The organism is Sulfitobacter sp. 1A12779 (genome assembly GCF_043557315.1).
GTDB lineage: Bacteria > Pseudomonadota > Alphaproteobacteria > Rhodobacterales > Rhodobacteraceae > Sulfitobacter > Sulfitobacter faviae.
The window spans coordinates 154,130-166,851 of the sequence record NZ_JBIFFU010000005.1 but is presented as its reverse complement, the minus strand read 5'-3'; the positions used below and the strand labels follow the sequence as shown (position 1 = coordinate 166,851).

Sequence of the window (12,722 nt, the reverse complement as noted above, 5' to 3'; positions counted from 1 at the left end):
GGTCTGCTCAATCCCGCCAATCGGGGCGGTTGCCGAGGTGGGCAATCAGAAAGTCGATGAAATACCGTGTCTTGGGCGTCAGCACGTTGGAGCGCGGATAGACCAGCCAAAGCACCGATCGGTCGTTCATCCGCCAGCCCGGCAACAGCCGCAGCAATCGGCCCGAGGCAAGCTCGTCCGACACGCTCCAAAGCGAGTTGATCGAGATGCCAGCCCCCGCGAGGGTCGCTTCGCGTTGCGCATCGCCATCGTCCATGATCACGCGGCAGGTCATCTCATGCGGGTCGAGCGTGGCGGCTTCGCCCTCCGGCCCGATCAGCGCGCGGGGCTCAAGATCACCCCAAGCGATCAGGTGATGATCCCGCAGCGCGGCGGGGGTCTGGGGCAAACCGTGGGCCTCTACATAAGACGGCGCGGCGCAAAGAACGCGGGTGTCATCGGCCAGCTTGCGCCCCCGCAGGCTGCTGTCGGTCAAGGGCGCGCTGCGCAGGGCAAGGTCAAAACTGCCTTCGATCGCGTCGAACCGGGTGTCGGAGAGGCGCAGATCGAGGGTGAGCTCGGGGTAGGTCTCGTGGAATTCCGGCAACAGCGGCATGATGTGACGCTGGGCAAAGCTGCTTGGGGCGGCGAAGCGCAGGATGCCCTTGGGCCCCGCCTTGGTCCCGCCCAGAATGGCCCGCGCGGCATCGGCTTGGGCCAATATCTCGCGCGCATAGGGCAGAAAGTCAGACCCATCGAGCGATAGCGAGACCTTCCGCGTCGTGCGCCGCAAAAGCTCAACCCCGAGTTCTTGTTCCAGCTTGGCCAAACGCGCGCTGGCGACTGCCGGGGCCATCCCCAAGTCGCGCCCGGCGGCTGAGATGTTCAGCCGTTCGGCAGCCATGACGAAAAGGCGAAGGTTGTCGATATCCATGGGCCGCGGTCCTTGCTGCGGATCATCCGCCGGGTCAGCATATAGTGCTTGGTATTATATTCAATAACGAGAAACTGAACTCAAGTTTCATCCGATTATCTGGCGCGCCATGCTGGCCTATCTCTGTCTCAACGCAATGTTAACGGGAGATAGACCGATGAAATCCATGACCCTCACCAGCTATGGCGCAGAGGCGCGTTTTGTCGAAGCCGATTTGCCACGCCCCTTGGCCACCCCCGGCCATGTGGTGCTGCGCGTCAAGGCGACCAGCGTGAACACCATCGACACGATGATCAAGAACGCGGGCAAAGACCTGCCTCTGTCGCCTGACCTGCCTGCGGTCTTGGGCATGGATTTCGCCGGGGTGATCGAAGAGATTGGCGAAGGTGTCACCGGTTTCGCCGTGGGCGACGAGGTCTATGGCTGCGCCGGTGGCTTGGCCGATCTGCAAGGGGCGCTGGCCGAATTCATGCGCGCTGACGCGCGGCTCATCGCTCATAAACCCAAATCCCTGTCGATGCGCGAGGCGGCGGCCCTTCCGTTGGTGGGCATCACGGCTTGGGAAGGGCTGCACCGCGCGGGCGTGGCAGCCGGGCAGAAGGTGCTGGTCCAAGGCGGCGCGGGCGGGGTCGGCCATCTCGCGGTGCAACTGGCAAAGCATATGGGGGCCGAGGTTTCCTCGACCGGCACCGGGGATGACCAAATGGCGGTGATCGAAGGCTATGGCGCGCGGGCCATCGACTTCAAAGCCGAGAAGATCGAGGACTATGTGGCCGCCCATACCGCAGGCCGCGGTTTCGATGCGGTCTTCGACACCGTGGGCGGGGACAATCTGCCGAACTCTTTTGCCGCCGCTGCGCTGAACGGCCATGTGGTCACGACCGTGGCCCTGTCGGCGATCGACCTGACCCCGGCGCATTTCAGCGGGCTGTCCTTGCATGTGGTCTTCATGCTCTTGCCGATGCTGCATGACGTGAACCGCGCGGTGCATGGGGAAATCCTTAGCAATCTCGCCACACTGGTCGATGAGGGGGCGGTGAAGCCGCTGCTCGACGAAAAGACCTTTGATCTGAGCGCGGTTGGCGATGCCTATGCGCGGCTGCAAAGCGGGCAGGCGATTGGCAAGGTTGTGGTCGACGTCTAGGTCAGGCCGAACACTGATTTATAGCACGCCCCGCTGCGCCTTCCGCGCGGCGGGGCTTTTAACGGCCTGCACTTTCCCTCGATCACTGCCGCTGGCGCGCAACTGCCAAAGAATGCGCCATTGACCCAACGGTAGGCTGCCTCTTTCTCTCTCATCCCCGGTTTCACGGTAAATTCGGTCTTGCCTCCGCCTGTCAGTGTACAGTTAATTGGCCGGACAAGCTGAATACAGCGGCGGCGCGGGCACCCTGTGCCGACGCCCGTTAAGAGCAACCAAGGGAGAGAGACATGAAATTCACCGTAATCCTCGCCGCAAGCACCATTCTGGCAGGCGCTGCCGTCGCTCAGGACATGGATAAATCCGACTGGCCGAGCAGCTTCACCGTCGGCACGGCCAGCCAAGGCGGCACCTACTTCGCCTATGGCTCGGGCTGGGCGAACCTTGTGGCCAAGGAACTGGGCCTGACCGGCGGTGGCGAAGTCACCGGCGGCCCGATGCAGAACATGGCGCTGGTCCACACCGGCGAGGCGGCCTTCGGCATGACCACAATGGGCCCGGCGGCGGAATCGCTGGCTGGCACCAACCCCATCGCCCCCGGTTTGGAAATGACCCAAGCCTGCGCGATGTTCCCGATGTATCAGACACCCTTCTCCGTGACCGCGCTGTCGTCCTCGGGTATTTCCTCGGTCGCCGACATTCCGGCGGGTGCCAAGATCGGCTTTGGCCCGGCGGGCTCCACCTCGGACACCTATTTCCCGCGCATGATGGACACGCTCGGCGTCGAGTATGAGCGCCGCAACGGCGGTTGGACCGATCTGGGCGGCCAGTTGCAGGACGGTCTGCTGGACGTGATCGCCTTTGCCGCCGGTGTGCCGGTGCCTGCGGTCAGCCAGCTTGAGGTGCAGACGGATGTGAACATCATCGAGTTCACCGAGGAAGAGCAGGCCAAACTGCTCGAAGAGTTCCCGGTGTCCGAGTTCACCATCGACGCAAGCACCTACACCACGCTGGAAGAGGGCGCGCGCTCGGTCTCCATGTGGAACTTCGCGATTGCCAACTGCGATCTGCCGGAATCCTTCGTCAAAGCGGCTGTGGATGTCGTCATGTCCGACAATGAGCGGATGAAGGGCATTCACAAGGCGGCGGCTTCGACCCTGCCTGAGAACTGGGAGAAGAACACCGTTCTGAAATGGCACCCCGGTGCGGCAGCTTGGTTCAAAGAGAACGCGGATGCCGATATTTCCGATGATATGATCTACGGCAACTAAGCGAACGCCTAGACAAACTTGCATGCCGTCCCTAATCGGGGCGGCATCTTGCCATCATCCCGCCTGATTGTCGGGACAGATCCCGCGCAGATATCGGGAAAGGAAGCCTCCATGACAGACCAGCATAGCGCCGCCGACCCGCAGGGCCCGATTGTCGCCGAAGGGGTCGATGACGAACCGGTAGAAAGCAATCGCCGCATATTCACCGGGCGCACCTATCTGGTCGTTGCGGCCATGTCGGCGATCTATGCCTTCTTTCACATGGCAGCACTCAACGGCATGTCGATCGGAGAGCTGACCGGCATCCGCATCCCGCTTTTGCCGACCTTTCCGATGGAGACGTGGAATTTCCGCATCGTGCACATCGCGGGCGCGCTGATCCTTGGCTTTACCCTCTATTCTGCCCGCGCCTTTGTGGATGAGGGCAAGGGGCAGGGCCGTCATCCGCTGGATTTCGTGGCATGGGCCGCGATGATCCCTGCGCTTTATTCGATTTGGACCGCTTGGAGCATCGCCAGCCAGATCGCTGGCGGCACCCAGTGGAACGGCATGAGCCCCGAGTTCAAGACCCTCGAAATCTATCACTATGGCCTGCCGCTGGTGGCGGCGACGGCCATCGGCATCGTCGTGGGTTGGCTGCGCGGGCGCGAGCGGGGGCAGGTTTCCCCTGCGGACCTGTTGCTGTCTATCTGCGGGGTGGCCGTGGCGATCTACCTGATCACCATGTACGGCACCTTGATGCGCAACTCGACGGGCACGCCCTTTGCGCCCATCGGCATCTCCATCGCCGCAGTTGCAGGCACCGCGCTGATCATGGAGCTGACGCGCCGCGTGGCGGGGCTTGCGCTTATCGTGATCTCGGGTGTCTTTCTGGTCTATGTCTTCGTCGGGGACATGCTGCCGGGCTTCCTGAACGCGCCCAACATCCAGTGGACCCGCTTCTTTAGCCAAGTCTACACCGATGCGGGCATTCTGGGGCCGACCACGGCGGTGTCGTCGACCTATATCATCCTCTTCATCATTTTCGCGGCCTTCCTTCAGGCGTCGAAGGTGGGGGACTATTTCGTCAACTTCGCCTTTGCCGCGGCGGGCCGCTCGCGCGGGGGGCCAGCCAAGGTCGCGATCTTTGCCTCGGGTCTTATGGGGATGATCAACGGCACCTCGGCGGGCAATGTGGTGGCGACAGGCTCGCTGACCATTCCGCTGATGAAAAAGGTGGGCTACCCGGCCCGGACCGCAGGCGCGGTCGAAGCCGCTGCCTCGACCGGGGGGCAGATCATGCCGCCGATCATGGGGGCGGGCGCCTTCATCATGGCCGAGATCACGGGCATCCCCTACACCGATATTGCCGTGGCGGCGATCATCCCGGCGGTGCTCTACTTCGTGTCGATCTACTTCATGGTGGATTTCGAAGCGGCCAAGCTGGGCATGCGCGGGATGCGTTCCGAGGAACTGCCCAAGCTCAAGGACATGCTGCGCCGGATGTTTCTGTTCATCCCGATCATCATCCTGATCTATGCGCTGTTCATGGGCTATTCGATCATCCGCGCGGGCACGCTGGCGACGGCGGCAGCGGCAGTGGTGTCTTGGTTCACGCCCTTCCGCATGGGGCCGCGCAGCATCGTCAAAGCCTTTGACCTGGCCGGGATCATGTCGATCCAGATCATCGCGGTCTGCGCCTGTGCGGGCATCATCGTGGGTGTCATCAGCCTGACCGGTGTCGGCGCGCGTTTCTCTTCCGTGCTGCTGGGTCTGGCAGAGGCGAGCCAATTCCTCGCCCTGTTCTTTGCCATGTGTATCGCCATTCTGCTCGGCATGGGCATGCCCACCACAGCGGCCTATGCGGTGGCGGCTTCGGTCGTGGCGCCGGGGCTGGTCCAACTGGGCATTCCGCTGCTGACGGCGCACTTCTTTGTCTTCTACTTCGCCGTCGTCTCGGCCATCACGCCCCCCGTGGCGCTGGCCAGTTACGCGGCGGCGGGGATATCGGGCGCCAACCCGATGGAGACGTCGGTGGCCTCCTTCAAGATCGGCATCTCGGCCTTCATCGTGCCCTTCATGTTCTTCTACAACGGCGCGATCCTGATGGACGGCACGTGGTTCGAGGTGATCCGCGCGGGCGTCACGGCGATCTTTGGGGTCTATCTGCTGTCTTCGGGCATGCAGGGCTGGTTCGCGGGCAGCGGTGCGGCTTGGTTCATCCGGCTGGGTCTGATCCTCGCGGCGCTTTGCATGATCGCGGGCGGTCTGATGACCGACCTCATCGGCATCGCAGTGGCGGCGGTGATCTTTGCGGTGCAGTGGAAGTTCCGCCCCGCACCCGACGCCCAAATCGCAGTGCACGGCAGCGATTGATCCGTGATTGATCCATGTCCCGGCCCTTTGGGGCCGGGGCCGCCCGTTTGAGGCAACGCTCCCTGTTGCATCTGGGCCAAGCCGCGCCTAGGGTCCGCGCGATCCTTCCGGGCGGTTAATATGTTCACTATCTTTCTGGCCATCGCGCCGGTCTTCGCGCTGATCCTCATGGGCTATGGCCTGCGCCGGGGGGGTATCCCTTCGACCAAGTTCTGGAACCTGAATGACCGGCTGGTCTATTGGGTGCTGATGCCCGCGCTGTTCTTTGCCAAGATCTCGGCAGCGGACCTTAGTGGCGGCTTGGGCGACTATGCGCTGCTGCTCTACGCTGGGTTCTTTGCAGCGATCTTTTGCGGCTGGCTGTTCGGTCGCGCCTATGCCGCGCCGCAGGGCAGTTCGCTGATGCAGGGCAGCGCGCGGTTCAACACATTCATCGGCCTCGCGATTGCCGAAGCCGTTTTTGGCACGGCAGGGCTACAGATTGCCGTGCTCGGTTCGGCCCTGCTGGTGCCCGTGGTGAATGTGACGGTGGTGACGTTGATGACCCGGCAATTGGGCGGGGGCGGGAAATCCATCCTCAAAGGCTTGGTCAAGAACCCGCTGATCCTGGGCATTCTGGCAGGCGTGCTCTTTAACTTCGCGGGGCTGCACCATGTGCCCGTCTTGCATGAAAGCGCGCGCATCTTGGGGGATGCGGCGCTGCCGATCATGCTGCTTTGCGTCGGCGCCAACCTGCGGCTGCGCGGGCTTTCCGGCTCGGTCTCGGTCATCGGCCTGTCGATCATCGGCAAACATCTGGTGAACCCGCTGGCGGTCTTGTTGGCCGCGCTGGTGCTGAACCCTGCGCCGCTGACGCTGCAAATCGCGCTGATCTTCGCGGCCCTGCCAACCGGGGTGGCCAGCTATACGCTGGCGCGGGAGATGCGCGGCGATGCGCCCTTGATGGCCGCGATCATCACCACGCAGACGCTGCTCAGCTTTTTCACCCTGCCGCTCACGCTCTATCTCGGCAGTCTGATCTCCGCGCCCTAGAGCGCGCTCCATGCGCGAAACGCGATTGTGATCTGCGCGGGCTGCATGGTCGCTGATTTACAGGTTGACATATTTGGTTCGAATGTCCAATTGCGCCTTGACCCGTGTTAAGGAGCCCGCATGACCGAACTCGAAAAGACCGTGCTTGACGCTGCGCTGCATGTCTTTTCCCGCTATGGGGTCAAGCGCACCAGCATGGGCGATCTGTGCGAAGAGGCGGGCGTTTCGCGCCAGACCCTCTACAATCGGTTTCGCAACAAGGACGACATTCTGCGCGGGCTGATAGGGCGCTACACCGAATTGGCGCTGGAAGAGATCGCCGAAGAGATGCCCAATGCCACCGATCTGGCGGCGCAGCTTGATCTGATCTTTGATCGGATGGTGGTGCGCGGCTATGACACGATGCAGGCGATGCCCAATGCGCAGGATTTCATCGACGGGGCCAATGCCGTCAGCCAAGAGGCGCTGCAATGTTCCGCCGGGCGCTTTCGCGACGTGATCGCTAAGGTGCTGATGCCCTATGGGGCGTCGATCACCCGCAATGGCTTGAGTGTCGAGGCGCTGGCCGATTTCATCCAACGTTCCGCCAAGGCCGCTGGCATGCATGCGCTGGATCGTGACCACTTTCTCGCGCAGTTGCGCACCCTCAAACAACTTAGTCTGACCGCCGCCCTTGGGCCCGTGCCGGATGCTATTCATAAGGAAGACTGACCATGGCCAAATGGCTTGTTGAGACGACGCGCGGGACCGGCGCGGGGCGGGTGTTGGGATTTGCGCTGGCCTTGGCCGCCGGTGTCGCCGCGCCGATGGTGGCGGCCGCCGAAAAGCCGGTGGTAAAGCTGCAAACGGTCAAGGTCAGCGACGCCGAGGTTGAGCGTGTGTTCTTTGGCAAGGTGGTTGCACGTGAAACCGTGGACCTTGCCTTTCAAGTCGGCGGTCAGATCGAGGAATTCCCGGTCGAAGAGGGGGCCACGGTCAGTGAAGACACGGTCGTCGCCCGGATGGATCTGGAGCCATTTCAGCTGGCGCTAGAGCAGGCGCAGGCCAATGATGCTCAGGCGCGCCGGACGATGGAGCGTTATCAAAAGCTCGCCGGGTCTTCGGTGGCCGAGGTCAACCTGCAAGACGCCGAAACCGCCGTGACGGTCAACGATATCGCCGTGCGCAACGCCGAGCGCGACCTTGAGAACGCGACCCTGCACGCGCCCTTCGATGCGATTGTCGCCTCGCGGCTGGTGCCCAATTTCTCGACCGTCAGCGCGGGCACCCCGGTGGTGCGTCTGCATGACATGTCCGAGTTGCGGGTCGAGATCGACGTGCCCGAAACCCTGTTCCTGCGCGCAGGGCGCGACCCCAGCGTGCGTTTCATGGCCAAGTTCCCGGCCAACGCCAACACCTACCCGATGCAAATCCGCGAATACAACGCCGAGACGGCGGATGTCGGCCAGACCTATAGCATCACCCTTGGGGCGGAATTGCCCGAAGATTTCGTGCCGCTGCCCGGCGCCTCGGTCGAGGTGCGCGCCACGCTGAACATCGGCGGGTCGAGCATCATCGTGCCCGACACCGCCATCGTGGTCGGCAATGACCGCGGCACCTATGTCATGGTCTTTGACCCCACCGGCGCGCGCGAAGGCACCGTGACCCGCACCGCGGTTGAGATCACCCCCACCGCGCGCGGCGATGTCAAAGTCGAAGCCGGGCTTTCCGATGGGCAAGAGATCGTGGTGAGCGGCGCGAGCCAGCTTGAAGACGGTGCCGCCGTGCGCCGCTTCGTCGGTTTCGGAGACTGAGCGCATGGATATCGCACGTCTGTCGATCAACCGCCCGATCTATACTTGGATCATCATGCTGACCTGTCTTTTGGGCGGCATCTGGGGCTTTGCCACCCTTGGCCGTCTCGAAGATCCGGCCTTTACCATCAAAACCGCCGTGGTGGTGACCCAATACCCCGGTGCCTCTGCCGAAGAGGTCGCGCTTGAGGTCACCGAACCGCTGGAATCGCAAATCCAGAAGATGTCCGAGATCAAGGACATCGAATCCATGAACCAGCCCGGTCTGTCGTGGATCACGGTCAATATGCAGGACACCTTTGACGGGTCCGAACTGCCGGAAATCTGGACCAAACTACGCAACCGCGTGAATGAGGCAGCCTTGCCGAGCGGGGCGACACAGCCCTATGTGAATGACGGTTTCGGCGACGTTTACGGGCTTTACTACGCCGTCACGGCTGAGGGCTATTCCGACGCCGAGGTCAACGAACTCTCCAGCTATCTGCGTCGGGAATTGCTGCTGGTCGATGGTGTGTCGGATGTGGCGCTCTCGGGCTTGCCCAATGAGGTCATCTATGTCGAACCGCAACTTGCGCTGAGCACCACGCTCGGCATTCCGCCCTCGGCCATTGTCGGCGCGGTATCGAGCGCGAATGAGATCGTCGACGGCGGCGCCATTCAAGACGCGGACGGGCGCACCCTGATCCAGCGGCCCGAAGGCTCTGACAGCGTGTCCGAGATCGCCGCCTTGTCGGTGGGGGTTGGCGGTCAGGTGATCAACCTTGCCGATGTGACCAACATCTACCGCACCCGCGAGGCGAACCCCGATCTGGTGATCCGCCACAACGGGCAGGAGGCCTTTACCCTCGGGGTGGCCGGGATCGCGACCGAGAATATCGTCGATATCGGCAAACGGGTGGACGACAAGCTTGCGCAGCTGCGCGAAACGCTGCCCTTGGGCATCTCGATTGAATCCATCTACCGCCAGCACGCGGTGGTCGAAGAGGCGTCGAACGCCTTTTTGCTGAACCTCGCCATGTCGGTCGCCATCGTTGTGGCCGTGCTGGCCGTCTTCATGGGTTGGCGCGCGGCGGTGGTCGTGGGCTCCACCCTGTTGCTGACGGTGGTGGGGACGCTCTTTTTCATGGCGCTCGGCGCGATTGAGATGGAGCGTATCTCACTCGGGGCGTTGATCATCGCGATGGGGATGCTGGTCGATAACGCCATCGTTGTGGCCGAGGGGATGCAGATCTCCATGCAGCAGGGCAAAAGCTCGCGCGAAGCGGCGACCGAGGCGGCGAGCAAGACGCAGATCCCGCTTTTGGGGGCGACAGTTATCGGCATCATGGCCTTTGCCGGGATCGGGCTGAGCCCCGATGCCACGGGCGAATTCCTCTTCTCGCTCTTTGCCGTGATCGCGATTTCGCTGCTGCTCTCTTGGGTGCTGGCCATCACCGCCACGCCGCTTTTGGGGCACTACTTTTTCAAACGCGGCGTCGAAGGGGGGGCTGGCGGCTATGATGGCGCGATCTTCAAGAGCTATGCCGCCGTGCTGCGTGCCTCGCTCAAGCTGCGCTGGCTGGTGGTTGTTGGCCTCATCGCGGGCACGGTTGTCTGCTATGGCCTTTTTGGTCAGATCAAGCAGCAGTTCTTCCCCGACAGCAACACGCCGCTTTACTTCGTGCATTACAAACTGCCGCAAGGGTCGTCGATCCATCAGACATCCAACGATCTGGCTGTGCTCGAAGACTGGCTGGTGGCGCGGGATAATGTCGAAGACGTGACCTCCTACGCGGGGCAGGGGGCGGCGCGTTTCATGCTGACCTATCAGGCCGAAGACCCCAACCCCAGCTATGGGCATCTGATCGTTCGGGTGTCTTCGCTTGAGGTGATCCAAGACGAGATGAACGCGCTTGAGGCCTTCGCCACCGATGCGGTGCCGCAAGGGGAATTCCGGGCCAAGCGTTTGGCCTTTGGCCCCGGCGGCGGTGCCCCGATCGAGGTGCGCTTCTCGGGCCGCGATCCCGATGTACTGCGTGATCTCGCGGATGAGGCGATGGACCGGATGCAGGCGGCGTCGGACAATATCGTGACGCCGCGGCAGGATTGGCGCGAGCGTGAACTGGTGCTGCGTCCGATCTATGCCGAGGAACGCGCGCAGGACGCCGGCATCTCGCGGACCGAGATCACGGAGACCCTCAAGTTTGCCACCGAAGGCACCAGCGGCGGCACCTTCCGCGAGCGGGATCGTCAGATTCCCATCGTGATCCGCGCCCCGCAGGATGCCGATCTGGCGCTGACGGACCATGTCCTTTACGAATCGAACACCAATGCGCTGGTGTCGATGGAGCAGGTGATCGACGGTTTCCGGTTCGAGCCGCAGGACACGTTGCTCTACCGTCGCGACCGGGCCGATGTGATCACCGTGGGCGCGGATATCCCGCGCGGTGTCACGGCAGCGCAGGTGCAGGCCGAGGTGCAGGAAACCATCGAGGCGATGGAAATTCCCGAAGGCTATGCCATGGAATGGGGGGGCGAGTTGGAAAGCGCGGGCGAGGCGCAGGCCGCCTTGGGCAAGCAGTTGCCCTTCAGCATCATCATCATGGTTCTGATCTCGGTCCTGCTGTTCAACGCGCTGAAACAGCCGATCATCATCTGGCTCTTGGTGCCGATGGCGGTGAATGGGGTCAGTCTGGCGCTTTTGGGGACGGGGCTGCCCTTCACCTTCACCGCGCTTCTGGGGCTCTTGTCGCTCTCGGGGATGTTGATCAAGAACGGCATCGTGCTGGTCGAAGAGATCGACCTCACCCGCGCCGCCGATCCGACGCTGGACCTGAAAGAGGCCATCGTCACCGCCTCGACCTCGCGTTTGCGCCCGGTCTTCTTGGCCGCTGCGACGACCATTCTGGGGATGCTGCCGCTGTTGTCAGATGCCTTCTTCCAATCGATGGCGGCGACGATCATGGGCGGGCTGGCCTTTGCCTCGGTCCTGACGCTGATCGCGGCACCGGTGCTCTACTTCCTCTTCTTCAAGCGCAGCGCCGCGCGTGAGGCGGAGGCTGCCCGCGCCGCCTGACCGGCGCGTGGCGGCGAGGCAAAGGGCGCGTTCGGTCACTCCGGGCGCGCCCTTTGTCGTATCCGGGCGGTAAAAATTCCGCGCCGCCGTGCAATCCCGCCTTGGTTTCGCGAAAATGCCAGCTACCTTACCGTTTTCAAACGGCATGTCGCCGTGTCAGGCCATTGTTTCAAGGAGTTCTCGCCCATGGGTCCCCGCATTCTTTCCACTGCCGCCGCCGCTGGCCTTGCCGCCACTTTGGCCTCTGCCGCCTCGGCTGAGATCACCGTATCGTCGAAGATCGACACCGAAGGCGGCCTGTTGGGCAACGTCATCGCACTGGCGCTCGAAGATGCGGGCTTGCCGGTAGAGCGGCGTCTGCAACTCGGCGGCACGCAGGTCGTGCGCGAAGCGATCCTGTCGGACCAGATCGACATTTACCCCGAATACACCGGCAACGCGGCCTTCTTCTTTAACGAAGCGGAAAGCGATGTTTGGAAAGACGCGGCCAAGGCCCATGCCCGTGCCAAGGAATTGGATGGCGGTGGGAATAACGTCACATGGCTCGACTCCGCACCGGCCAACAACACTTGGGCCATCGCTGTGACCGGCCCGGTGGCCGAGGAGAATGACCTCACCACCATGTCCGATTTCGGCGCATGGGTGGCCGAGGGCGGTGAGGTGAAGCTCGCGGCCTCGACCGAATTCGTGTCCTCTCCGGCTGTCTTGCCCGCGATGCAGGAGACCTATGGTTTCGAACTGAGCCAAGATCAGACCGTGATCCTGTCGGGCGGCGACACGGCGGCGACCATTCAGGCGGCGGCACGGGGTACATCGGGCGTGAACGCGGCGATGGTCTACGGCACCGATGGCGGCGTGGGGGCCACGGGTCTGGTCGTGATGGAAGACGACAAGGGCGTGCAGCCGGTCTATGAACCCGCCCCCATCGTCCGCGCCGAAGTGTTGGAGGAATACCCCCAGATCGCCGAAGTGCTGAACCCGATCTTCTCCGGGCTCGACATGGCGACGCTGCAAAAGCTGAACGGTCGGATTCAAGTCGGCGGGGAGCCGGCGGAAGCCGTGGCACGCTCCTATCTGACCGAGACCGGGGTGCTGGACTGATCTCCGCCGCCCGCACAATAATTGGCCCCGGCGCAGGGATTTCTGCGCCGGGGCTTTTGTT

At 62.9% G+C, this 12,722-nt stretch carries 9 protein-coding genes; 8 read left to right on the top strand and 1 reads right to left on the bottom strand.

Annotated features, from left to right (window positions below; translation table 11 throughout):
* Positions 1–7: 7 nt before the first annotated feature.
* Complete coding sequence (locus ACGYLQ_RS08395; protein ID WP_394441996.1) at positions 8–913, bottom strand: LysR substrate-binding domain-containing protein; 906 nt, start codon at positions 911–913, stop codon at positions 8–10.
* Between the two features lie 157 nt (positions 914–1,070).
* Between ACGYLQ_RS08395 and ACGYLQ_RS08390 the strand changes: the two genes are divergently transcribed.
* From ACGYLQ_RS08390 to ACGYLQ_RS08355, 8 genes are all read left to right on the top strand, one after another.
* The gene (locus tag ACGYLQ_RS08390; RefSeq protein ID WP_394441993.1) at positions 1,071–2,057 is read left to right on the top strand and encodes a zinc-dependent alcohol dehydrogenase family protein; all 987 of its coding nucleotides are present in this window, start codon (positions 1,071–1,073) and stop codon (positions 2,055–2,057) included.
* Positions 2,058–2,344: 287 nt separating this feature from the next.
* Positions 2,345–3,325 carry a TAXI family TRAP transporter solute-binding subunit gene (locus ACGYLQ_RS08385; protein WP_394441991.1) on the top strand — a complete coding sequence of 327 codons (981 nt, stop codon included), beginning with the start codon at positions 2,345–2,347 and terminating at the stop codon, positions 3,323–3,325.
* Positions 3,326–3,436: 111 nt separating this feature from the next.
* The gene (locus ACGYLQ_RS08380; protein ID WP_394441988.1) at positions 3,437–5,680 is read left to right on the top strand and encodes a TRAP transporter permease; all 2,244 of its coding nucleotides are present in this window, start codon (positions 3,437–3,439) and stop codon (positions 5,678–5,680) included.
* A gap of 120 nt (positions 5,681–5,800) precedes the next feature.
* A complete protein-coding gene (locus tag ACGYLQ_RS08375) occupies positions 5,801–6,712 on the top strand; it encodes an AEC family transporter (protein ID WP_067268057.1) in 912 nt (303 codons plus the stop codon).
* A gap of 120 nt (positions 6,713–6,832) precedes the next feature.
* Positions 6,833–7,423, top strand: a complete 591-nt coding sequence (locus tag ACGYLQ_RS08370) for a TetR/AcrR family transcriptional regulator (protein ID WP_394441985.1) — start codon at positions 6,833–6,835, stop codon at positions 7,421–7,423.
* A gap of 2 nt (positions 7,424–7,425) precedes the next feature.
* Positions 7,426–8,505, top strand: coding sequence for an efflux RND transporter periplasmic adaptor subunit (locus tag ACGYLQ_RS08365; protein ID WP_394441982.1), 1,080 nt, complete (start codon positions 7,426–7,428; stop codon positions 8,503–8,505).
* A gap of 4 nt (positions 8,506–8,509) precedes the next feature.
* Positions 8,510–11,560: an efflux RND transporter permease subunit gene (locus ACGYLQ_RS08360; protein WP_394441979.1), complete on the top strand. Its 3,051-nt coding sequence runs from the start codon at positions 8,510–8,512 to the stop codon at positions 11,558–11,560.
* A gap of 186 nt (positions 11,561–11,746) precedes the next feature.
* Positions 11,747–12,661, top strand: coding sequence for an ABC transporter substrate-binding protein (locus ACGYLQ_RS08355; RefSeq protein ID WP_394441976.1), 915 nt, complete (start codon positions 11,747–11,749; stop codon positions 12,659–12,661).
* Positions 12,662–12,722: the final 61 nt, after the last annotated feature.